The sequence below is a fragment of the Streptomyces sp. NPDC088732 genome (assembly GCF_044751205.1).
Lineage (GTDB): Bacteria > Actinomycetota > Actinomycetes > Streptomycetales > Streptomycetaceae > Actinacidiphila.
Genome location: NZ_JBIVLI010000016.1, coordinates 143,382 through 165,699 on the forward strand (window position 1 = coordinate 143,382; position 22,318 = coordinate 165,699).

At 73.0% G+C, this 22,318-nt stretch carries 22 protein-coding genes; 8 read left to right on the forward strand and 14 right to left on the reverse strand.

Features of this window, described 5'->3' with window-relative positions; all coding sequences use genetic code 11:
• The first annotated feature begins 29 nt into the window (after window positions 1-29).
• Window positions 30-251, forward strand: a complete 222-nt coding sequence (locus ACIP9H_RS26420; protein WP_401588501.1) for a hypothetical protein — start codon at window positions 30-32, stop codon at window positions 249-251.
• A gap of 16 nt (window positions 252-267) precedes the next feature.
• Here ACIP9H_RS26420 and ACIP9H_RS26425 read toward each other — a convergent pair whose 3' ends face one another.
• From ACIP9H_RS26425 to pdhA, 6 genes are all read right to left on the reverse strand, one after another.
• Window positions 268-2,085 (reverse strand): NHL domain-containing thioredoxin family protein, encoded by a 1,818-nt coding sequence (locus ACIP9H_RS26425; RefSeq protein ID WP_401588498.1) that lies wholly within the window; start codon window positions 2,083-2,085, stop codon window positions 268-270.
• Between the two features lie 29 nt (window positions 2,086-2,114).
• On the reverse strand, window positions 2,115-2,642 hold the full coding sequence (locus tag ACIP9H_RS26430; protein WP_401588496.1) for a DUF4240 domain-containing protein: 528 nt from the start codon (window positions 2,640-2,642) through the stop codon (window positions 2,115-2,117).
• A gap of 40 nt (window positions 2,643-2,682) precedes the next feature.
• The gene (locus ACIP9H_RS26435) at window positions 2,683-2,877 is read right to left on the reverse strand and encodes a hypothetical protein (protein ID WP_360904741.1); all 195 of its coding nucleotides are present in this window, start codon (window positions 2,875-2,877) and stop codon (window positions 2,683-2,685) included.
• A gap of 104 nt (window positions 2,878-2,981) precedes the next feature.
• Window positions 2,982-4,391: a dihydrolipoamide acetyltransferase family protein gene (locus ACIP9H_RS26440; RefSeq protein ID WP_401588868.1), complete on the reverse strand. Its 1,410-nt coding sequence runs from the start codon at window positions 4,389-4,391 to the stop codon at window positions 2,982-2,984.
• A 52-nt stretch (window positions 4,392-4,443) separates the two neighbouring features.
• Window positions 4,444-5,418, reverse strand: a complete 975-nt coding sequence (locus ACIP9H_RS26445) for an alpha-ketoacid dehydrogenase subunit beta (protein ID WP_401588493.1) — start codon at window positions 5,416-5,418, stop codon at window positions 4,444-4,446.
• A gap of 1 nt (window position 5,419) precedes the next feature.
• On the reverse strand, window positions 5,420-6,562 hold the full coding sequence (gene pdhA, locus ACIP9H_RS26450) for a pyruvate dehydrogenase (acetyl-transferring) E1 component subunit alpha (protein WP_401588490.1): 1,143 nt from the start codon (window positions 6,560-6,562) through the stop codon (window positions 5,420-5,422).
• A 310-nt stretch (window positions 6,563-6,872) separates the two neighbouring features.
• Here pdhA and ACIP9H_RS26455 point away from each other — a divergent pair, with 310 nt between their 5' ends.
• From ACIP9H_RS26455 to ACIP9H_RS26465, 3 genes are all read left to right on the forward strand, one after another.
• Window positions 6,873-7,619 carry a response regulator gene (locus ACIP9H_RS26455; RefSeq protein ID WP_401588487.1) on the forward strand — a complete coding sequence of 249 codons (747 nt, stop codon included), beginning with the start codon at window positions 6,873-6,875 and terminating at the stop codon, window positions 7,617-7,619.
• 78 nt (window positions 7,620-7,697) lie between these two features.
• Window positions 7,698-8,375: a GntR family transcriptional regulator gene (locus ACIP9H_RS26460; RefSeq protein ID WP_360904729.1), complete on the forward strand. Its 678-nt coding sequence runs from the start codon at window positions 7,698-7,700 to the stop codon at window positions 8,373-8,375.
• Window positions 8,375-9,679, forward strand: a complete 1,305-nt coding sequence (locus ACIP9H_RS26465; protein ID WP_401588484.1) for a nitrate/nitrite transporter — start codon at window positions 8,375-8,377, stop codon at window positions 9,677-9,679. The genes ACIP9H_RS26460 and ACIP9H_RS26465 overlap by 1 nt, the downstream gene beginning before the upstream one ends.
• 15 nt (window positions 9,680-9,694) lie before the next feature.
• On the opposite strand, the gene ACIP9H_RS26470 is transcribed toward ACIP9H_RS26465, so the two are convergent.
• The gene (locus tag ACIP9H_RS26470) at window positions 9,695-10,525 is read right to left on the reverse strand and encodes a maleylpyruvate isomerase family mycothiol-dependent enzyme (protein ID WP_401588482.1); all 831 of its coding nucleotides are present in this window, start codon (window positions 10,523-10,525) and stop codon (window positions 9,695-9,697) included.
• Window positions 10,526-10,656: 131 nt separating this feature from the next.
• On the opposite strand from ACIP9H_RS26470, the gene ACIP9H_RS26475 reads away from it, so the two are divergent.
• The 3 genes from ACIP9H_RS26475 (at window position 10,657) to ACIP9H_RS26485 (ending at window position 12,975) form a co-directional block, all read left to right on the forward strand.
• Entirely contained in the window at window positions 10,657-11,484 is an 828-nt protein-coding gene (locus ACIP9H_RS26475; protein WP_401588866.1) for a carbon-nitrogen family hydrolase, read from the forward strand.
• Between the two features lie 73 nt (window positions 11,485-11,557).
• Complete coding sequence (locus ACIP9H_RS26480; RefSeq protein WP_401961160.1) at window positions 11,558-11,926, forward strand: pyridoxamine 5'-phosphate oxidase family protein; 369 nt, start codon at window positions 11,558-11,560, stop codon at window positions 11,924-11,926.
• Window positions 11,920-12,975, forward strand: coding sequence for a phosphotransferase (locus tag ACIP9H_RS26485; protein WP_401588863.1), 1,056 nt, complete (start codon window positions 11,920-11,922; stop codon window positions 12,973-12,975). Before ACIP9H_RS26480 ends, ACIP9H_RS26485 begins: the two co-directional genes overlap by 7 nt.
• Here ACIP9H_RS26485 and ACIP9H_RS26490 read toward each other — a convergent pair.
• The gene (locus ACIP9H_RS26490) at window positions 12,965-14,590 is read right to left on the reverse strand and encodes a protein kinase (protein WP_401588477.1); all 1,626 of its coding nucleotides are present in this window, start codon (window positions 14,588-14,590) and stop codon (window positions 12,965-12,967) included. The two genes, ACIP9H_RS26485 and ACIP9H_RS26490, sit on opposite strands and share 11 nt — an antisense overlap.
• A gap of 233 nt (window positions 14,591-14,823) precedes the next feature.
• On the opposite strand from ACIP9H_RS26490, the gene ACIP9H_RS26495 reads away from it, so the two are divergent.
• Window positions 14,824-16,599, forward strand: coding sequence for a protein kinase (locus ACIP9H_RS26495; protein WP_401588475.1), 1,776 nt, complete (start codon window positions 14,824-14,826; stop codon window positions 16,597-16,599).
• Window positions 16,600-16,694: 95 nt separating this feature from the next.
• On the opposite strand, the gene ACIP9H_RS26500 is transcribed toward ACIP9H_RS26495, so the two are convergent.
• The 6 genes from ACIP9H_RS26500 to ACIP9H_RS26525 form a co-directional block, all read right to left on the reverse strand.
• Window positions 16,695-17,255, reverse strand: coding sequence for a bacterial proteasome activator family protein (locus ACIP9H_RS26500; RefSeq protein ID WP_401588473.1), 561 nt, complete (start codon window positions 17,253-17,255; stop codon window positions 16,695-16,697).
• A gap of 125 nt (window positions 17,256-17,380) precedes the next feature.
• Window positions 17,381-17,737 carry a hypothetical protein gene (locus ACIP9H_RS26505; protein ID WP_401588470.1) on the reverse strand — a complete coding sequence of 119 codons (357 nt, stop codon included), beginning with the start codon at window positions 17,735-17,737 and terminating at the stop codon, window positions 17,381-17,383.
• A 51-nt stretch (window positions 17,738-17,788) separates the two neighbouring features.
• Window positions 17,789-18,760: an NAD(P)H-quinone oxidoreductase gene (locus ACIP9H_RS26510; protein ID WP_401588467.1), complete on the reverse strand. Its 972-nt coding sequence runs from the start codon at window positions 18,758-18,760 to the stop codon at window positions 17,789-17,791.
• Between the two features lie 10 nt (window positions 18,761-18,770).
• Window positions 18,771-19,784, reverse strand: a complete 1,014-nt coding sequence (locus ACIP9H_RS26515) for a potassium channel family protein (RefSeq protein WP_401588861.1) — start codon at window positions 19,782-19,784, stop codon at window positions 18,771-18,773.
• Window positions 19,785-19,900: 116 nt separating this feature from the next.
• Window positions 19,901-21,373 (reverse strand): molybdopterin-binding protein, encoded by a 1,473-nt coding sequence (locus ACIP9H_RS26520; RefSeq protein WP_401961165.1) that lies wholly within the window; start codon window positions 21,371-21,373, stop codon window positions 19,901-19,903.
• Complete coding sequence (locus ACIP9H_RS26525; protein ID WP_401961168.1) at window positions 21,370-22,299, reverse strand: NTP transferase domain-containing protein; 930 nt, start codon at window positions 22,297-22,299, stop codon at window positions 21,370-21,372. The genes ACIP9H_RS26520 and ACIP9H_RS26525 overlap by 4 nt, the downstream gene beginning before the upstream one ends.
• Window positions 22,300-22,318: the final 19 nt, after the last annotated feature.

The following is a 22,318-nucleotide window of genomic DNA, read 5'->3' on the forward strand; positions in this document are numbered from 1 at the left end:
GGAGCCAAACCAGTTCGGAGGCGGACATCATGGGCATCGGCGGTTGCATCGGCCTGATCGCGGTGGGGGCCATCCTCACCTTCGCGACCGACTGGCACATGGCCGGGGTCAACCTGGACCTGGTCGGCCTCATCATGATGGCGGTCGGCGTCATCGGCGTGGCCGCGTACGTCAGCATCTTCCGGCGGCGCCGCGTCGTGGAGCCGATGCCGGTCATCGAGGAACGGGACCGCCACTACCCGCGCATCTGACCGGCATGACGGCGCCTCAGGCGTCCATGCCCGCCAGCACCAGGGCCAGACGGGTGTCCCCGTCGCCGCTCAGCCGCACGGGGACACCCCAGTCCTGCTGGTGCACATGGCAGGCCGGGAACTCGTTGTCCGGGTCGTCGTCGCACGAGGCGGCCATCGCCGACACGTGCAACACCCCCTCCGGCACCTCGGCGTTGAGCACGAGGTCCCGGAACAGGTCCGTTCCCTTCCCCTCGCCCTCCAGCAGCAGCCCGGGCGGCGTCGAGCTCACCAGCAGCCGGGTCGACGGCCCGTAGCGCTCGTCCAGCTTCTGGCCGGCCGGCGCGGAGAACACCACGTCCAGCCGCAGCGCCCCCGGCGCCACCTCCGTGGCGGGACGCTGCGTACGGTGCGCCGCGGCCTCCACCCGCACGGCCTCCTCCGGCAGCCGCAGCCGCGTCAGGCGGTGCTGCGCCGACTCCACGACCACCACCTCGTCGCCGTCCAGCACGGCCCCGGAGGGCTCGCGCAGATCGGTCGCCAGCGTGGTCACCTCGCCCGAGGCCGGGTCGAACCGGCGCAGGGCGTGGTTGTACGTGTCGCTGACCGCGACCGAGCCGTCGGGCAGCGCCGTCACACCCAGCGGGTGCTGGAGCAGCGCCTGCTCCGCCGGGCCGTCACGGTGGCCGAAGTCGAACAGTCCCGTGCCGACGGCCGTGCGCACCGCGTAGCCGTCGCCGGCGCCGTCATTGCTCTCCGCCCGCTCCACCCAGCGCAGCGCGCTGGTCTCGGAGTCGGCGACCCACAGCCGGTCCCCGGCCGCCGCCAGTCCGGACGGCTGCGCGAACCACGCCTCGTCCGCCGCGCCGTCCACCAGGCCCTCATTGGTCGTACCGGCCGCGACCCGCACCGTGCCGTCCTGCGGGTCGTACGTCCACAGCTGGTGGACACCGGCCATCGCGATCCACACCTTGCCGTCCCACCAGGCCACGTCCCACGGCGAGGACAGGTCCACCTCCAGCGCCGCACCCGACGTCGCCGACCCCTGCCACCACTGCCTGCCCGTCCCGGCCACCGTCTCCAGGGCGCCACTGGCCGGGTCGAACGCGCGCAGCCGGTGGTTCACGGTGTCCGCGACGACCACCCTGCCGTCCGGCAGCAGCGCCAGGCCCTGCGGCTCGTTGAAGTCGCCCGGCTCCCCGATCCGGCGCACCACGGTCTCGGTGTCCGGCGCGAGCTCCACCAGCTGGTGCCGCGTGGTGTCCGACACCAGCAGATTCCCCGACGGCAGCCGCAGCGCCTTCCCCGGGAACCGCAGATGCGTCGCCACCGGCTCCGGCGGCACGTACGGCCCGTCCCCGCGCCGCAGCGTGCCCTTCGCCGCGTGCTCCTCCTCCAGCTCCGTGACCAGCGCCTCCAGCGCGTGCGCGTGGCCCTCCCCGGAGTGCTGGGCGACGATGTAGCCCTCGGGGTCGATCACCGTGAGCGTGGGCCAGGCCCGCACGGCGTACTGCTTCCACGTCGCCAGCTCGGGGTCGTCCAGCACGGGGTGGTGCACCCCGTACCGCTCCACGGCGTCCACGACCGCCTGGTGCTCCGCCTCGTGCACGAACTTCGGCGAGTGCACGCCGACGATCACGACGGTGTCGCGGTGCTTCTCCTCCAGCTCGCGCAGCTCGTCCAGGACGTGCAGGCAGTTAATGCAGCAGAACGTCCAAAAATCGAGAAGAACAATGGATCCGCGCAGGTCGGAGAGGTTCAGCTGCTTCCCGCCGGTATTCAGCCAGCCGCCCTTGCCGATCAGCTCGGGGGCACGGACACGGGCACGGCGGGGGGTGGGAGCGGCGTCGTTCATGCTGCAAGGATGCCACCCGCGCGAGGTGGTCAGAGCGCCGCCAGCGCGGGCAGGTGGCGGGCCACCTCGGCCGTGTCACCGAAGTCGAAGCGCCAGGCGGGGTCGAGATCCGGGTAGCGGATGGTGAACGCGTCGTCGGGGAGGTCCTCACCGGTCGCCGCACGGTAGGCGTCCCAGGCGATGCCGAGGGTCGCCTCGCCCTCGAGGTCCGGGCCGGTAGCGGCACACGCGGCGCGGACGGCGGGGAGGCCGGCGAGGGAGTCGGGGTCGGAGACGGCGCGGCCGAAGACCTCGCGGCCCTGGGTGATCAGCCAGCCGCGGAAGTCGAAGCCGTCGTCGGAGCAGCCGCCGTTGATCAGATAAGCGGCGGCCCACAGGGGCGCTCGGTAGGAGGCCGCCATGAGGTCCCACAGGGCCTGCTGGACGGCGACGATCCGCTCCGGGGGCTGCTCCGCGAGCAGGCCGGAAGCGCGGGCGGCGACCACCTCGGGGTCCGCGGGGTCGGGGACTCGGGCGCGGGCGTCGTCGATGAGCCGCCAGAACTGTCGGGTGTCCATACCGGCGCAGTGTGCCGGAGCGGTCCGACAGAGCGGCGGCTCAGGGGCGTAGGTCGCCCACGACGTCGGTGGTGGCGATGAGGCCGGAGTGAATGGTGGGGGCCAGGCTGGAACTCGCGAGGCAGAAGCCGAGGAGCATGCAGAGCAGGGCGTGGGAGATCTTCAGCGACTTGGCGCGCAGGAGCACCAGCGTGAGGACTGCCAGCAGCAGGATCATCGAGATGGATACCGCCATGGCCGTATGACGTCACAGATACGGCCCCCGTGGGGGGCGACACGCGCAAGAAGGGCCCGGACGCACACACGTCCGGGCCCTTCTCGATGGTGTGACGGGGGTGATCAGGCCCAGGTCATCAGGCGCTTGGGGTACTCCAGGACCGCCGCGACGTCGGCGAGGACCTTGGAGCCGAGCTCGCCGTCCACCAGGCGGTGGTCGAAGGAGAGCGCGAGCGTGGTGACTTGGCGGGGCTTGACCTTGCCCTTGTGGACCCAGGGCATGTCCTTGACCGCGCCGAAGGCGAGGATCGCGGACTCCCCGGGGTTGAGGATGGGCGTGCCGGTGTCGATGCCGAAGACACCGACGTTGGTGATGGTGACCGTGCCGCCCTGCATGTCGGCCGGCGAGGTCTTGCCCTCGCGCGCCGTGGCGACCAGGTCGCCGAGGGAGGCGGCCAGTTCGGGCAGCGTCTTGGCCTGGGCGTCCTTGATGTTGGGGACGATCAGGCCGCGCGGGGTGGCCGCGGCGATGCCGAGGTTGACGTATCCCTTGTGGACGATCTCCTGGTTCGCCTCGTCCCAGGCGGCGTTGATCTCCGGGTTGCGCCGGATCGCCACGAGCAGGGCCTTGGCGACGAGCAGGAGCGGGCCGACCTTGAGGCCGGTGAAAGCCGGGTCGGTCTTGAGCTCCTGCACCAGCCGCATGGTGCGGGTGATGTCGAAGGTGACGAACTCCGTCACGTGCGGCGCGGTGAAGGCGCTGGCCACCATCGCGGCGGCCGTGGCCTTGCGGACGCCCTTGATCGGGACGCGGGTCTCCAGCGGCGCCGTCGTCGTCGCTGCCGCAGCGGGGGCGGTCTGGACGGCCGTCGGGGCGGCCAGGGCCGCCGGTGCCGCGGGAGCGGCCGGTGCGACTGCGTTCTGGACGTCCTCGCGGGTGATGGTGCCCTGGGGACCGGTCGGCGTGATCCCCGCCAGGTCCACCCCGAGGTTCTTGGCGAGCTTGCGCACCGGCGGCTTGGCCAGCGGACGCGCCTCGGTCGGCGCGAACCCCGCGGCGGGGGCGGCGGGCGCCGCCGGAGCCACGGGCTCGGCCGGGACGGCGGCCGGGGCGTGCCCGTTGAGCTCGGCCTGGATCGCGCCGGCGGCACCCTGCGCCGGTACGGCGGCCTGCTTGCGCGGACGGCGCTTGGTCGAGGAGACGGCCACGCCGTAGCCGACCAGTACGGGCTGGCGCTTCTGCTCGGGCTCGACGGGCTCGGGGGCGGCGGCCTGCGCGGGGGCGGCGGCCGGAGCCTCCTCCGCCTCGCCCTGGCCGGTGTCCACCGAGATGATCACGGTGCCGACGTCGACCGTCTCGCCCTCGGGGAAGCGCAGTTCGTGCACGATCCCGTCGAAGGGGATCGGCAGTTCGACGGCGGCCTTGGCGGTCTCGACCTCGCAGACCACCTGGCCGTCGGTGACGGTGTCACCGGGCTTGACGTACCACTTGAGGATCTCCGCTTCCGTGAGTCCCTCGCCGACGTCCGGCATCTTGAACTCGCGGAAGCGCTGCGGTGCTGCCACTGTCGTCACAACCCTCTCCTCAGTACGCCAGCGCGCGGTCGACCGCGTCGAGTACACGGTCCAGGCCCGGCAGGTACTCCTCCTCGACCCGGGCCGGCGGGTACGGCGCGTGGAAGCCGCCGACCCGCAGCACGGGTGCCTCGAGGTGGTAGAAGCACCGCTCGGTGATCCTGGCCGCGATCTCCGCGCCGGTGCCCAGCTGGACGGGGGCCTCGTGCACGACGACCAGGCGGCGGGTCTTCTCGACCGAGGCCTGGATCGCGTCGAAGTCCATCGGCGACAGGGACCGGAGGTCCACCACCTCCAGGCTACGGCCCTCCTCGGCGGCCGCCGCGGCGGCCTCCAGGCAGACCTTCACCATGGGGCCGTAGGCGACCAGCGTGAGGTCGGTGCCCTCCAGGACGGTACGGGCCTTGTGCAGCGGCGCGGGGATGGACTCGGTGTCGACCTCGCCCTTGTCCCAGTAACGGCGCTTGGGCTCCTGGAAGATCACCGGGTCGTCGGACTCGATCGCCTGCTGGAGCATCCAGTAGGCGTCCTGCGGGGTCGAGGGAGTGACGACCTTGAGTCCGGCGGTGTGCGCGAAGTACGCCTCGGGCGACTCGCTGTGGTGCTCCACGGCGCCGATGCCGCCGCCGAAGGGGATGCGGATGACGACCGGCAGCTTGATCTTGCCCAGGGCGCGCGCGTGCATCTTGGCGAGCTGGGTGACGATCTGGTCGTACGCGGGGTACACGAAACCGTCGAACTGGATCTCCACGACCGGGCGGTAGCCGCGCAGGGCCAGGCCGATCGCGGTGCCGACGATGCCGGACTCGGCGAGCGGGGTGTCGATGACCCGCTCCTCGCCGAAGTCCTTCTGCAGGCCGTCGGTGATCCGGAAGACACCGCCGAGCTTGCCGATGTCCTCGCCCATGAGGACGACCTTGGGGTCGGTGTCCAGGGCCTTGCGCAGCGCCTCGTTGAGGGCCTTGGCGATGGTCATCGTTGCCATGTCAGTGGCCCTCCTCGAAGGCGGCGAGGTACTCGGCGAACTGGGCGCGCTCCTCGTCGACCAGCGCGTGTCCGTCGGCGTAGACGTTCTCGAAGATCGACATCGGGTCGGGGTCGGGCATGGCGCGCACGGCCTCGCGGACCCGCTTGCCCAGCGCCAGGCTCTCCTCCTCGATCCCGGCGAGGAAGGCCTCGTCGGCGATGCCCTCCTTCTCCAGGTAGGCCCGCAGCCGCAGGATCGGGTCCTTGCTCTCCCACTGCTCGCGCTCCTCGTCGAGGCGGTAGCGGGTGGGGTCGTCGGAGGTGGTGTGGGCGCCCATGCGGTACGTGAAGGCCTCGACCAGCATCGGGCCCTGGCCGGAGCGGGCGTGCTCCAGGGCGGCGCGGGTGACCGCGAGCACCGCGAGGACGTCGTTGCCGTCCACGCGCACGCCTGGGAAGCCGAAGCCGGCGGCGCGCTGGTAGATCGGGACGCGGCTCTGCTTCTCGGTGGGCTCGGAGATCGCCCACTGGTTGTTCTGGCAGAAGAACACCACGGGGGCGTTGTAGACGGCGGCGAAGGTGAAGGCCTCCGCGACGTCGCCCTGGCTGGAGGCACCGTCGCCGAAGTAGGCGATGACGGCGGAGTCCGCGCCGTCCTTGGCGACGCCCATCGCGTAGCCGGTGGCGTGCAGCGTCTGGGAGCCGATGACGATCGTGTACAGGTGGAAGTTGTTCTCGTTGGGGTCCCAGCCGCCGTGGTTGACCCCGCGGAACATGCCCAGCAGATTGACCGGGTCCACCCCGCGGCACCAGGCGACGCCGTGCTCGCGGTAGGTGGGGAAGACGTAGTCGTCCTGCCGGGTCGCCCGGCCCGAGCCGATCTGCGCGGCCTCCTGGCCGAGCAGCGAGGCCCACAGACCGAGCTCGCCCTGCCGCTGCAGGGCCGTGGCCTCCGCGTCGAACCGGCGGGTCAGGACCATGTCCCGGTACAGACCGCGCAGCTCTTCGGGGCTCAGGTCGATGGAGTACTCACTGTGCTCGACGCGATCGCCCTCGGGAGTCAGGAGCTGTACCAGCTCCGGCTCGGCCTCACGGCGCTTCGCGCCACCGCGGGTGCCCGTACGGGGCGTACGGGGCTTCGCGGCAGTGCTTTTCACGCTCACGCTTGCTCCTCCGTCTGTCCGGCCCCCGGGATCCGCCGGCGGCCAGTGCGGCTCCTACCGTCTCGTCGCGGCGCACGGGGTGTGTGCGGCACGGCCGAGCCGGAAGTGTTGATGGACCCCGGCAGGCAGCCCTGCGAAGTGAACGTTACCCACACCTCCCGCTTTCGCGCGAAGAGGGTTCTACCTGCGGTTTTGGTTGGATTTCCTAGTAAATGAACGTTCTCGCAGGCCACCGGGACAACGGCACGGTATCCCGCGGATCGAATCTGCGTAAGAGGTCGGCCGTGGTCGGGTGTGCAACGCTGAAGTTGTGCCCGAAAAGTCGACAATCGCGGTATTCCTGCTCGACGATCACGAAGTCGTCCGGCGGGGAGTGCACGAATTGCTCTCCGCGGAGCCCGGCATCGAGGTCGTCGGCGAGGCCGGCACGGCCGCCGAGGCACTGGCGCGGCTGCCCGCGGTCCGGCCCGACGTGGCCCTTCTGGACGTCCGGCTGCCCGACGGCAGCGGCGTGGAGGTCTGCCGGGAGGTCCGGTCCCGGCAGCCGGAGACCAAGTGCCTGATGCTCACCTCGTACGCGGACGACGAGGCGCTCTTCGACGCGATCATGGCGGGCGCGGCCGGCTACGTGCTCAAGGACATCCGCGCCAGCGACCTGGTGGGGGCCGTGCGGGACGTCGCCGCCGGGAGGTCGCTGCTGGACCCCGCGGCGACCGCCCGGGTGATGGAGCGGCTGCGCGGGGGCGGCGCCGAGCGCGCGGAGGACCGGCTGGCCGACCTCACCGACCAGGAGAAGCGCATCCTGGACCTGATCGGCGAGGGGCTCACCAACCGGCAGATAGGCGAGCGGCTGCACCTGGCCGAGAAGACGGTCAAGAACTACGTCTCCTCGCTGCTGGCCAAGCTCGGCATGCAGCGCCGCACCCAGGCCGCGGCCTACGTCGCCCGGCTGCACCCCGAGCGGCCCGAACGCCCGGACCGCCCCCAGGACCCCGGGCCGCCGGGAACGTCAGGACCGGCAGGGCCCTCCGGACCGGCAGGACCGTCCAAAAACTGACGGGGCACCCCGCGTGCCCGTCCGTATCGCGGACGTGAGCTACTGCCGCATACCTGTTGTATCTATGATGTGCGCATCATGAGCAACAGCCCTGCCGCAACCGCCGCGCCCGCCGAACCCGCTCCCAAGCAGCCACCCGCCGCCGAGCGGGTCTACACCCACGTCAAGCGGGCCGTCCTGGACCGCAGCTACGAGGGCGGCACCCTCCTCAGCGAGGGCGAGCTCGCCGAGGCCGTGGGCGTGTCGCGGACCCCCGTGCGGGAGGCGCTGCTGCGCCTGGAGGCCGAGGGGCTGCTGAAGCTGTACCCGAAGAAGGGCGCGCTGGTGCTGCCGGTCTCCGCACAGGAGATCGCCGACGTCGTGGAGACCCGGCTGCTGGTGGAGCGGCACGCGGTGCTGAAATTGGAACCCGTCCCCGCGCCGCTGCTGTCCCGGCTGGAGGAGCTGCTGGACGAGCAGCGCGGCCACGCGGCCACCGGCGACCTCGCCGCCTTCGCCATGGCGGACCGCAGCTTTCACGCCGAAATCGTGCGTGCCGCCGGCAACCGCATCATGTCCCATCTGTACGACCAGTTGAGGGACCGTCAGCTGCGGATGGGGGTGGCGACCATGCACGCCGACCCCGGCCGCATCGCCAAGAACATCACCGAACACACCGAGATCCTCGACGCGTTGCGCGCCGGGGACGCCGGCGCGGCCGCCGCTCTGGTCGAACGCCACGTCAGCTGGGTGAACCACTTGGCCCGGGGGGAGTAATGGGATCGACAGTCACCACCACCGGTGAACCGCCCGGTGGCGCCAGGGCGGTCGGGGTCTGGGGCATCGGCACCCTCGTCTACATGGTCGCGGTCGTGCACCGCACCAGCCTCGGCGTCGCCGGCATCGACGCCGCCGACCGCTTCCACATAGGCGCGTCCGCGCTGTCCACGTTCTCGATCCTGCAGGTGCTGGTCTACGCCGGGATGCAGATACCCGTCGGCCTGATGGTCGACCGGCTCGGCACCAAGCGGGTGCTGACCATCGGCGTCGTGCTCTTCACCGCGGGCCAGCTCGGCTTCGCCCTGTCGCACGGTTACGGCATGGCGCTCGCCGCCCGCGCGGTGCTGGGCTGCGGCGACGCCATGACGTTCGTGAGCGTGCTGCGGCTGGGCTCGCGGTGGTTCCCGGCCCGCAGGGGGCCGATGATCGCGCAGGGCGCGGCGCTGTTCGGCGTCGCGGGCAACCTGCTCAGCACCGTGCTGCTGGCACGGCTGCTGCACTCCGCCGGCTGGACGCCGACCTTCGTCGGCACGGCCCTGGGCGGCGCGCTCGTCCTCGTCCTCGTCCTGCTGTTCATGAAGGACCACCCCGAGGGCTTCGAGCCCGCCCCCGCCGAGCACCACGGGCGCGGCTACGTGAAGCGGCAGATCGCCGCGGCCTGGCGGGAGCCGGGCACCCGGCTCGGGATGTGGACGCACTTCACCACGCAGTTCTCCGGCATGGTGTTCCTGCTGCTGTGGGGGCTGCCCTACCTCGTCGAGGCGCAGGGGCTGTCCCGCGAGGCGGCCGGCACCCTGCTGACGGTGGTCGTCGTCGCCAACATGGTCTTCGGCATGCTCTTCGGCCAGATCATCGGCCGCCACCACGGCGCCCGGATGCCGCTCACCCTGGGCGTCGTCGGCGCCACCGCCGTGATGTGGGCGGCGGTCCTGGTGTGGCCGTCCGAGCACGCCCCGCTGTGGCTGCTGGTGCTGCTCTGCGTCGTCCTGGGGACCTGCGGGCCGGCGTCGATGATCGGCTTCGACTTCGCCCGCCCGGCCAACCCCCCGGAGCGTCTCGGCACGGCCTCCGGCATCGTCAACATCGGCGGCTTCACCGCCTCGATGGCCGCGCTGCTGGCCATCGGCATCCTGCTGGACGCGAGCGGCGGCGACTACCGGATCGCCTGGAGCAGCGTCTTCGTCCTCCAGGCGGCCGGCACCGTCCAGATCCTGCGGTTGCGCGGCCGCGCGGCGCGGCTGGAGCGGCAGCGGATCGCGGTCAGCCGCGTCGAGAGCGTCCACGTCCCGGCCGGGACATGAACGCCCCCTCCCGGCTCACTGCGTGATCGCGATGTGGGCCAGGATCGCCTCGGCCAGCGTCTGGTCGCCCTCGATCTTCATCCGGTCCTCGACCGCCTTGGCCCGGGTGCGGCCGCAGGTCAGCCGGACGAAGGTCTCCCAGTCCATGGTCATCGTCACCGCGGGCCCCAGGGAGACGCTGCCGTCGATCGAGCCCTTGCCGTCGGCGCCGACCCGGACGGTGCGCATGAACTCCTGCTCCCCGTGGACGTCGAAGACGACCGCGGAGCCGGCCGGCGCGCCCGCCCGCTCGGCGACGGCCTTCGGCAGTTCGGCCAGGATCCAGTCGCGGGCGAGGACCGCGGCGGGGGAGTCGAGGTTGCCCGGCTCGCCCAGCGCGCGGCGCAAGTCCTGCTCGTGCACCCAGACGTCGAAGACCCGCCACTTCAGCAGCCCTTCGAGGGTCATCTCCTTGCCCATCGGGCCGCGGACGGTGTCCTGCGGGGCGCGGGTCTCGTTCCGCAGCTGGCGGGCCCGGCGGATGATCGTGTAGTCGAGCTCGCCGAACACCTCGGGCGGGGTGTGGTGGCGCCGCTTGTCGACCGGCACCTCCACATAGCGGGCGTACTCCGAGGTCATGTGACGCAGATCGCTCGGAAGTGTGTGGATCGGGCGCGGATCGCCGAGCAGTTCGCATTCAAAACCGATCACGTGTGACACAACGTCACGGACGGACCAGTAAGGGCACTCGGTCGGCCGGTTCCATGCGCCCGCCGGAACGGGGCGGACCAACTCGGCTATGGATTCTATGGAGTGGGTCCAGGCGTCGATGTACGGCTGGAGCTGGCTGTGGACGGTGCCGGTCACGGGACCCCTCGACGGTCGGTGCGCGGTCGTGGTGTGCGCCTTAAATTACGCTGCGCAGTGACACCACGGGAGTGCTTTCGTGTGACGATCGTAGGCCCGGCAGGATGTCCCGACTCATGGGCGGTGGTACGGTGCGCGTTTCCCTGATCCAGATGGACGTCGACCCGGCGGAACCGGTGCACGCCCGGCGCGAACGCGCCGCCGCGCTCGTACGGGACCGGGCCGGGTCCGACCTCGTCGTGCTGCCCGAGCTCTGGCCGGTCGGCGCCTTCGCCGCCGACCTCTTCGAGGCCGAGGCGGAACCCCTCGACGGACCCACCGCCCAGGTCATGAGCGCCGCCGCGCTCGACGCGGGCGTCTGGCTGCACGCGGGCTCCGTCGTCGAACGGGCGGCCGACGGCTCCCTGTACAACACCTCCCTGCTCTTCTCCCCGGACGGCGAACTGCGGGCGAGCTACCGCAAGATCCACCGCTTCGGCTTCGACCGCGGCGAGGCCGTCCTCATGAGCGGCGGCGACCGGATCGTGACCACCCGGGTCCAGGGCGTCGGCGTGGGCCTCGCCACCTGCTACGACCTGCGCTTCCCCGAGCAGTTCCGGCTGCTGGTCGACGCGGGCGCGGAACTCGTCGTCCTCCCCGCCGGCTGGCCCGCCCGGCGCCGCGAGCACTGGACCCTGCTCGCCCGCGCCCGGGCCGTGGAGTCCCAGGCCTTCGTCCTGGCCTGCGGGACCGCCGGGACGCACGCCGGCGTCGAGCTCGCCGGGCACAGCCTGGTCGTCGACCCCTGGGGCGTGGTCCTCGCCGAGGCGGGCCCCGCCGAGGAGGTGCTCACCGTCGACCTCGACCCCGGCCTCGTCGCGAAGACCCGCGCCGACTTCCCGGTGCTGCGGGATCGCGTGCTCGGCATTCCCGGCGTTCCCGGCATGACGGTCACGACCTCGCCCGATTCCGACCGGTAAGGGACCATCGGCCCCGGGGGCTGGGGGCGGAGTGCTCTGCAACCACGTCCCGCCGCCCCGGCAAGGTGGAGCCATGGAGTTCGAGGGGCACGCCGCGCTGGCCTTGCTGGGAAAGGCCCGGTACGGCCGGTTGGCGTTGACCCGCCGGGCACTGCCGTACATCGCCGTCGCACGGCACGTCGTCCACGACGGCGCCGTGCTGATCCGCACCCGCCGCGCCTGGGGCGTCGACGGCACCGTCGTCGCCTACCAGGCCGACGACGTCGAGGCCGGATGGGCGGTGCAGTTCCTCGGGACGGCACGGGCCTTCGAGCCCTCGGAGGAGCAGCGTGCGCTTTTCGGCACAGAACCCCGAAACGATACAACCCCGTCACCGGGCTATGTGTACGTACGCCTCGACCCGCGAGTCCACCACCGAAATGATCTAGCATCTGCCTGGTGATCGGGAGTACGGCGACGGCGCCGCCCTCCGGCGGGACCCTGCACGCCCTGCTGCGCCGATACGCCGACGCCGGCGATCCGCTGTCCTGCGAACCCGTGGCCCAAGGCCTGCTCAACAAGGGATTCCGGCTGGCGACCACCCGCGGCAGCTTCTTCCTCAAGCTGTACGTCGAGCCCGCCACCGCCGACTCCGCGGTCATCGCCCGCCAGCACCGCGCCACCCAGCGCCTCGGTGCCCTCGGCCTGCCCGTCGCCCCGCCGCTGCCCGACTCCGACGGCCGCACCGTCGCCGAACTCGACGGGCGCCGCTTCGCCCTCTACCCCTGGGTCGAGGGCCGGCACCGCGAGGGCAGCGAACTGACCACCGCCGAGTCCCGGCGCCTCGGCGCCCTGCTCGGCCTCGTCCACACCCTGCTCGCCCAGGTGCAGCCCGCCCCCGGCGAGGAGCCCGGCCGCCCGGCCGGCGGCCACGCGGGCGCCGACCCGCAGGACACCTACGCCCTCATCGGGACGCTGCTGCGGCGGGTGCGCGACCAGGCACCGCGTGAGGCCTTCGACGAACTCGCCGAGTACCGGCTGGTGGAGCGGCGCGCGATGCTCGACCGGCACGCCCACCGGCGCCCCCCGGAACCCGACGCGGCGGAACCCGTCACCGGCTGGGTGCACGGCGACTTCCACCCGCTGAACCTGCTCTACCGCGAGGACGAACCCGTCGCCATCGTCGACTGGGACCGGCTCGGCGTGCAGCCGCGCGCCGAGGAGGCCGTACGGGCCGCCGCCATCTTCTTCGTGACGCCCGGCGGCACCCTGGAACTGGACAAGATCCGTGCCTACGCGCGCGCCTACCGCCGCGCCGCCGCCGTCCCGGAGGCCGAACTCGCCGCCGCCGTGCACCGCGTGTGGTGGGAACGGCTCAACGACTTCTGGATGCTGAGCTGGCGCTACCTGCGCGACGACCGGCGCGCCGACCCGCTCTTCCCGGCCTCGTCCGCCCTGGTCGTCTGGTGGACCGGGGCGTACGAGGCCGTCATGGACGCCTTCACGGAGTGACGCCCCCGGCGTCGGCACCCGCGGCCGTGTTGCCGCCGTCGCCGCCCGGGCCGCCGGCTCCCGCACTGCCGCCGTTGCCGGACGTCTCGCCGCTGCCGCCCTCGGTCGTCCCGGTGTCCGGGGGCGACGCGCTGGGCGGCGCGGAGGTGGCCGGGGTGGTCGGCACGCTCGTGGTCGGTTTGGCCGTGGTCGGCTGACTCGCCGAGGGCGACCACGAGGGCGTCGAGGAGAGCGACGGGGTCGAACTCTCCGACGGCCGGCCGGAGATCGTGCCGGTGGTCTCCTGCGTACTGCCGTGCGTGGTGTCCTCGGTCGGCTGCGAGGACTGCTGCGTGGTCTGCGTCTGCGTCGGCGTCACCTCGTCGGCCGGCGGCTTGGCGCCGCCCCCCGCGTGGTTGACCGCGAAGTAGATGCCGAGCGCGACCGCGAGCACCGCCGCCACCACGAACAGGGCGGGCTTCACCCAGCGGTTGCCGTCGCCCCCGCCGGGCGGACGCGGGTCGCCGTAGGAGTGGTCGCCGCCGTCGCCCCCGGGCGGGCCGAGCAGCAGCGGGGGCTGGAACTCGGCGGTGGTGTGCTCCGGGTGCGGCTGGGCGTACTGGCCCGGCATGCCCATCGCCGACGTGGAACCGCCGTTGTGCGCCGGCACGAAACCGGTGTCCCAGGTGCCCGTGTGACCGCCGCGCTCGTTCATCATGCCCAGCGCGTACTGGACGACGCCGCGCATCTCCTCGGCGGTCTGGAAACGGTCGTCGGGGTGCTTGGCCAGCGCGTGCAGCACCAGGCCGTCCAGCTCCGGCGGCACCCGGTCGCTGGCCTGCGACGGCGGACGCGCCTCGTCCTGCACGTGCTGGTAGACCACCGACAGCGGCGTCTCGCCGGTGAACGGCGGTCGCAGCGCGAGGAGTTCGTACAGCAGGCAGCCCGTCGCGTACAGGTCGGAGCGCGCGTCGACGGTCTTGCCGAGGGCCTGCTCCGGCGACAGGTACTGCGGGGTGCCCATGACCATGCCGGTCTGGGTCATCGTGGTCGAGGCGCCGTGCAGCGCCCGCGCGATGCCGAAGTCCATCACCTTCACCGCGCCGGTGTTGGTGATGATGACGTTCGCGGGCTTGATGTCCCGGTGCACGATGCCGTGCGCGTGGCTGTAGGCCAGCGCCTCCAGCACGCCCGAGACGATGATCAGCGCCTGGTCCACCGGCGGCGGTTCGTCCGAACCGACCAGCAGGTCGCGGATGGTTCTGCCCTCGACCAGCTCCATGACGATGTACGGGACGGTGCCGCCCGGCGTGACGTCCTCGCCCGTGTCGTAGACCGCCACCACCGCATGGTGGTTGAGCCCCGCGACGGACTGGGCCTCGCGCGTGAAACGGGCCTTGGAGACCGGGTCCTCCGCCAGGTCCGGGCGCAGCAGCTTCACCGCCACCGTCCGCCCGAGCCGCACGTCCTCGGCGGCGAAGACCTCCGCCATGCCACCGCGGCCCAGCCGCCGGGTCAGCCGGTAACGGCCGTCACCCACCAGCCCCGAGGTGCCCCACTGGTCCGGTGCGTCGGGCACACCCGCACCACCGGCAGAGGGCTCGTCAGTGCCGCCGGCGGCTGTCGTCTGTGCCATCAGTCCTCGCCGTCGATCGTCGCCGTACAGGGTCCTCCGGCGGACCACGCTACCGCGTTCGGCGGCGGTCGTGTGGCTGAGCCACTTGTGAAGGGATTCATACGCATCCGGTGACGAACGGGTCAACGAACTTGACCTGAGTAGGGGGTCGGGCAGACTGGGCGCTCAGGGTCGGGACAAGATTCTTGTGCGCCTGGTGCGCTCAGGGGGAACGTTCAGGGGGACGGGTACGTATGGGCGGGGACGGCGCGCAGGGCACGCATGCGGGGCGTTCGGTCGGCGGCGGCCGCTACGTGCTGCGCGACCTGCTGGGGCAGGGCGGCATGGCCTCGGTGCACCTGGCCCATGACACCGTGCTCGACCGGCCCGTGGCCGTCAAGACCCTGCACACCGACCTCGGCCGCGAGCAGTCCTTCCGGGAGCGGTTCCGGCGCGAGGCCCAGGCCGTCGCGAAGCTCAACCACACCAACATCGTCTCGGTCTTCGACTCCGGCGAGGACGTCGTCGACGGCGCCGTGGTCCCGTACATCGTCATGGAGTACGTCGAGGGAAAACCGCTGCGCACGGTGCTCGACGAGGACATCGCGCAGTACGGCGCGATGCCGACGGAGAAGGCCCTGAAGATCGTCTCCGACGTGCTGGCGGCACTCTCGGAGAGCCACGGCGTGGGCCTGGTGCACCGCGACATCAAGCCGGGCAACGTGATGCTGACCCGCCGCGGCGTCGTCAAGGTGATGGACTTCGGCATCGCCCGCGCGATGCAGTCCGGCGTCACGTCGATGACGCAGACCGGCATGGTGGTCGGCACCCCGCAGTACCTGTCCCCCGAGCAGGCCCTCGGCCGCGGCGTGGACGAGCGCTCCGACCTGTACTCCGTGGGCTGCATGCTCTTCGAGCTGCTCACCGGGCGGCTGCCGTTCGACGGGGACTCCCCGCTGTCCATCGCCTACCAGCACGTCCAGGAGCCGCCGCCGGCCCCCTCCGGGCTCAACCGCGCGGTACGGCCCGGCGTCGACGCGCTCGTCGCCCGCGCCCTGCGGAAGAACCCGGCCGAGCGCTTCCCGACCGCCGACGCGATGAAGGCCGAGACCGACCGCGTGGCCGCGCCCGAGCGGGGCGCCGGCACAACGCCGCTGATCATAGGCGAGGGGCCGCGGGCCCGCGGCCGCGGCGAGGCGGTCTCGCAGGCGGTCTTCCCGCCGGTCCAGAGCGATCCGCGGGGCCCGCAGACCCCCGTGCAGCAGGGGTACCCGCCGCACTCCTCGACCCCGCCGAATCCGTACCAGCCGGCGCAGCCCGTCCAGCCCGTCCAGCAGCAGGGCGGCTGGGGCCAGGCCGCGCAGACCCCGCCGCCGGGCTCCCGGCCCGCGTACGGCTATCCGCACAACGGCGGGCAGCAGTACCCCGCCCAGCACTCCACCACCCCGTACACCATGCAGAACCAGCCCCCCGGGGGCGGCCGGCGCGGCGGCGGGGTGTCGACGGCGGTGGTCGCCATCGGCGCCACGGTCGCGGTCATCGCGATCGTCGTGGTCGTGGTCATCGCCCTGTCGCTCAAGGACAACGGCAGCGGGACCACCACCGGCGCCGACGGCCTCACACCCACCGACCGGTCCCGGACGAGCGCCCCCGCGACGAACGGCTCCCGCGGGCAGGACTCGTCCCGGTCCTCGGAGTCGTCGGAGTCGTCGGGGTCGTCCGGTGACAACCAGCCCGCGCCGGGCGTCAGTCAGGCCGACCAGAGCCGGACCATCGACGCCGCGCGGTGCACCGACGCCACCAAGGACTACCAGGACGACAACTCGGTGATCATGCCGGACTTCTTCACCAAGTACGTGGACTCGGTGAAGGCCTGCATGACGGAGGCGGGCTGGAAGTACGAGATCAAGTACCGCAACGAGCAGGTCTACGGCAAGGGCGCGGTCATCGACCAGCAGCCCAAGCGCTACGACCCGCTCCGGCCCGGGGACACCGTCACCATCTGGGTCTCCACCGGCGAGAGCGGCTGAGCCCGCCGGCCGCACGCGCGCCGGCAGACCGGGCCGGCGCGGGGAGGGCCGCCCCCGGCCCCCGCCGCCCTGTACCTACCGGTACGGAGGTGGTCCTACAGATACGGGCCCGAGCGGGCGCCGCCGGGCAGGTGCCCGTCCTCGTCGCCCTCGTGGACCGCGCCGGGCGGCAGCGCGCGGCGCATCTGCTCCAGCTGCGCGCGGGCCGCCATCTGCTGCGCGAACAGCGCCGTCTGGATGCCGTGGAAGAGGCCCTCCAGCCAGCCCACCAGCTGCGCCTGCGCGATCCGCAGCTCGGCGTCGCTCGGCACGCCGTCCTCGGCGAAGGGCAGCGACAGCCGCTCCAGCTCCTCGACCAGCTCGGGGGCCAGCCCCGCCTCCAGCTCCTTGACGGAGCTGTGGTGGATCTCCTTCAGGCGGACCCGGCTGGCCTCGTCCAGCGGCGCCGCCTTGACCTCCTCCAGAAGCTGCTTGATCATGCTGCCGATCCGCATGACCTTCGCGGGCTGTTCGACCATCTCCGTCACGGGGACCTCGCGCTGCTCGTCGCCTTCTCCGGCGCGTCCGGCGTGTCCGCCGCCGAGGGCCATTCCGTCCGGGCCGACGACCAGGACCTGCGGGCTCTCCTGCGACCGTTCGTTCATCGGCATCTCCATGCCGCCATTGTCGCGCACCGGCGCTTGCGAAGGTTTTCTGCCCCCTGAAAGCGGGCGTTACCCCAGCGCGACGCCACAAAGCCGCCGGGACGCCCCCGGGCCGTGCGGCGTCCAGGCGGCGTTCCTCAGCCGCCGCGTCGCAGCCGCCACCCGAGGAAGCCCAGGCCCAGGCCGATCAGGAGCAGCCCGGCGCCCAGTGGCAGCACCTCCAGCACCCGCCCCGAAGGGCTCGGCACGGCCTCGGGGCCCGAGGACTCCCCGTCGTCGAAGACCTGCCGCGGCCCCTGCGACACCGGCTGCCCGGACGGCGGAGACGGCGGCCCCTCCGGGCGGCCGGGATGCCGCCGCCCCTCGCCGGGCACGCTCCCGGCCAGCCCGGCCGTCGGCGAGGAGCCCGGCCCGGGCCCCGGTGACGCGGCCCCGGTGACGCCGAACCCGGCCACGAGCGCGGAGGCGGCCGCCACCGCACGTCGCCAGTCCATGCGCCCAGCGTCACACGGGCCACGGGGCCGGGCACCCCGTGGCCCGGACGCCTAGACCGTCAGAAGGACCTTGCCCACGTGGGAGCTCTCCTCGACCACGCGATGCGCCTGCGGGGCCTGCTCCATGGGGTAGGTGCGGTCCACCACCGGGGCCACCGTGCCCGCCTCCAGCAGCGGCCACACGTGCTCGCGGACGGCGGCGACGATCGCCGTCTTCTCCTCCAGCGGGCGCCCGCGCAGCGAGGTCGCCGTGATCGCGGCCCGCTTGGAGAGCAGCTTGCCGAGGTTGAGTTCGGCCTTGACGCCGCCCTGCATGCCGATGACGGCCAGCCGGCCGTTCACCGCGAGGGCGTCGATGTTCCTGTCCAGGTACTTGGCGCCGATGATGTCGAGGATGACGTCCGCGCCGCCGAACACGTCCCGTACCGCCGCCGCGAAGTCCTGGTCGTGGTAGTCGATCCCGAGGTCCGCCCCGAGCTCGCGGCAGCGCTCCAGCTTCTCCGCGCTGCCGGCCGTGACGGCGACCTTCGCGCCCACGGCCTTGGCCAGCTGGATCGCCATGGTGCCGATACCGCTGGAACCGCCGTGCACGAGCAGCGTCTCGCCCGGGCGCAGGTGCGCCACCATGAAGACGTTCGACCACACCGTGCACACGACCTCCGGCAGGGCCGCCGCGTCCACGAGCGACACTCCCTTGGGGACGGGCAGCAGCTGCCCGACCGGCACGGCGACCTTCTGCGCGTAACCGCCGCCGGCCAGCAGGGCGCAGACCTCGTCGCCCACGGCCCAGCCGGTGACGCCGGGGCCGAGCGCGGCGACCCGGCCGGAGCACTCCAGGCCGGGGTAGGGGGACGCGCCGGGCGGCGGGTCGTAGAAGCCCTGCCGTTGCAGCAGGTCCGCGCGGTTGACGGCGCTGGCGGCCACCTCGACCAGCACCTCGCCCTCGGCGGGTACGGGATCGGGGACCTCGGCCCAGACAAGCGCTTCCGGACCGCCGGGTTCGGGGATCGTGATCGCATGCATGGAGCCGACGCTACCGCTGCACGGGCGGAATCGGGTCCCGCCGGTCCACCCTGTGGATAACGATGACCCGGTCGGTCAGCCGGAGCACGGCCGCCTCGGCGTCGTCGTGGTCGAGGAGGCGGTGGCCGCGCTTGACGGCCACCACCAGGTCGCCGATCTCCCGCGGGGAGCGCCCGGCCTCGGCCTTGGTCACAGGACGCTCGATGAGGTCCAGGCCGCTGCCGTAGGTGATCAGCTCCTCCATCACCTCGCCCGCGCTGGGGCTGAGCATCGACATCCCGAGCAGCCGCCCCGCCGCACCGGAACTCGTGACGACCGCGTCCGCACCCGACTGGCGCAGCAGCGGGGCGTTCTCCTCCTCGCGGACCGAGGCGACGATGGTGATCCGCGGATTGAGCTGACGTGCCGTCAAGGCGACCAGGACGGCGGTGTCGTCGCGCTGCGCGGCGATGATGAGCTCCTTGGCGCGCTGGATCTCCGCCCGCATCAGGACGCCGTTGCGGGTGCCGTCGCCCGCCACGCCGACGAAACCGGCGGCCACGGCGGCGTCCACCGCCTTGGGTTCGGGATCGACGACCACGATGTTCTTGGCGGGCACGCCGTGACCGGTCAATGTCCTGGCGGCGGACCGGCCCTTGGTGCCGTATCCGACGATCACGGTGTGGTCGCGCACCGAGGACCTCCAGCGCTGTTGGCGGTACTGCTCACGGGTGCGTTCGGTGAGCACTTCGAGAGTGGTGCCGACCAGGATGATCAGGAAGAGCACGCGCAGCGGCGTCACCAGCAGCACATTGGTCAGCCGGGCGCCCGCGCTGTAGGGGACGATGTCGCCGTAGCCGGTGGTCGAGAGGGTCACGGTGGCGTAGTAGAGGCAGTCCAGGAACGACATCGGGCCGCCCGCGTTGTCGTGGTAGCCGCCCCGGTCGGCATAGACGATGCCCACGGTGGCGAACAGGCAGGCCAGCGCGTACACCAGGCGCGTGGCGACCTGCCGCAGCGGACTGCGGGCGGCGCTGTGCGGCAGCCGGAGGAACGGCGCCCCGTCATGGCCGCCCTGGCCCGCCGACAGTGCCTGCCGGAACGGCGAGCGGCCCGAACCGCCCGGCCCGGCCGAGCCGTCGGGGTCGCCCCGGCCCGGCGTCACAGGCGGCCCCAGCCGGTCTCCAGCACGGCCGTGGTGTCGCCCTTGGCGGCCCCGCCCGGCGGGATCACGGCCATCCCGTCGGCGGTGGCGATGCCGCGCAGCATGGCCGGCCCGCTGAAGCGCAGTGGCACGGCCTGCAACTCCTCGTCCAGGACCACCGGCACCAGGCGGGTGTCGGTGGGGTGGCCGGGGACGTCGCCGGTGAGGCGGACCGCGGACGGCACCGGCGCGGGCCGGCCCGCGAGCGCGCGCATCAGGGGCACGACCAGCGTGAGCACCCCGGAGACGGCCGCCAGCGGATTGCCCGGGAGGCCCACCAAGTGGCCGCCCCCGCCGGGAAGTCCGGCGAGCACCATGGGGTGGCCCGGCCGGACGGCGACTCCGTCCACGAGCAGCCGCGCGCCGATACCCGCGAGCACCGGGTGCAGGAAGTCGACCGGGCCGCCCGCCGTACCGCCGGTGGTGACCACCAGATCGGCGCCGGAAGCGGTGACCGCCTCCCGCAGCAGGCCGGCGTCGTCCTTCAGGCGGCGGTACGCGACGACATCGGCGCCCAGCGCGGTGAGCCAGGCGGGCAGGAACGGGCCGAGCGCGTCCCGTACCCGGCCGGAACCGGGCAGGCCGCGGTCCAGCAACTCGTCGCCGATGACCAGGATCTCGACCGCCGGGCGGACCGTCACCGGCAGCTCGTCGTAACCCGCCGCGGCGGCCAGGCCCAGCACCGCGGGCGTGACGAGGGCGCCGGTGGCCAGCAACTCGTCGCCGCTGCGGCACTCCTGGCCGCGCGGGCGCACGTCCTGCCCGGGTCCGGGGCCGCCCCGGGTGGCGTGCAGCAGGCCGTCCGCGCCGACCCGGCTGTACTCGCTGCGCAGCACGGCGGTCGTCCCGGCCGGGAGCAGCGCGCCGGTGGCGATGCCGGTCGCGTGGCCGTCCGGCAGTGCGGCCAGGGCGCGTTCACCGGCCAGCACCCGGCCCTCGGGCCGCCAGGGGCCCGGTCCCGCGACGGCCCAGCCGTCCATCGCGGAGGTGTCGAAGGACGGCAGGTCGGTCAGGGCCGTCAACGGCTCGGCGAGCGCGCAGCCGAGGGCCTGCGCGAGCGGCTTGAGCACCCGCCGCAGGGGCGAACCGGCCGCGGCGGCGATGCGGCGGGCCTCGGGCCAGGGGGTGTCGCGGTGAACGTGACCGGGACGCGGCTGGTGCGGCGGATGCGGGATGTCGGTGTCCTGGTGGGCGTGGGGCACGGGGGCGGTGCCTTCCGGGCGCGGGGTCGCCGGGGCGTGCCGGTGGGGGCGGCCGCGACGCGCGTTGGCGAGAGCGAGGGCCTGGTCCAGCTCGTCGTCGACCGCCGCCTCGGCGGCCGCGAGGTCGACCGGCGGCGCGCTGTCCGGTCCGGTCGGGGTGTCCGGTCCGGTCGGGGTGTCCCGTGCGCCTCGCCTGCGGGTCTCGTCGGGTGCGCCGGGAACGCTCATGCCTCCGCTTCCCCGGCGTCCGCCTCCTTCGCCCAGCGCTCGGCCAGTTCGGCCGCCCGCCGGGCGGCCTCGGCGACGGCCTGCTCGCCGCCGCCGGCCGCGGCGGCCGCGTAGCCGACCAGGAAGGTGGTGAGGGGCGCCGCGGGGCGCGCCACCCCGTGCGCGGCGTCGCGCGCGAGATCCAGCAGCACTTTGGTGTCGACGTCGAGGTCGATGCCGAGTTCCGCCTTGACCGTGGCAATCCATTCGTCCAGCACGGTCCCATGCTCCCTGATCCGGGCCCTCGCTGTGGAGAGGTCGTCCCAGGTGTCGCAGTCGAAGGAGGCCCGGCCCGTGGGGTCGGCCAGCCGCCGCAGCCGCAGTTCCGCGGTGAGCAGGCGCAGCGGCAGACCGGACAGACCGCCGTGCTCCGAGGCGAGCAGCGCGATCTCACGGCGCAGCGACTCCGTGCGGTAGGCCGCCGCCAGCGGCTGGTCGCGGCCGTCCGGGTCGGTGAGGACGACGCCGTCGGGGGCCGCGGCCCCGTCCGGGTCCCCCTGGTCGTGGCCGGACTCCGGGGCCGCCAGCTCCGTGAGCAGCGCCCGTACCGTCGCGGGGGACAGGAAGGGCAGGTCGGCGGCGAGCACGACGACGACGTCGGCGGTCACGCCCGCGCGCAGTCCCGCCGCGAGGGCGGGCAGCGGGCCGCCGCCGGGCGGTTCCTCGCGGGCCCAGACGACCGGGCGGGCGGTGGCGCGGCGCGGGCCGACGACGACCGTCGTACCCGCGCCGGCGCACGCGTCCAGGACCCGGTCGATCAACGCCCGCCCCGCGACCGGCAGTCCGGGCTTGTCGGCCCCGCCGAGGCGCCGCGCGGCGCCACCGGCGAGGACGACGGCGTCGAAGGGCTCGTCTGGGGGCACGGCCGCGCCCGGCTGCGAAGTCATGCCCGGAGTATCGCCCAGT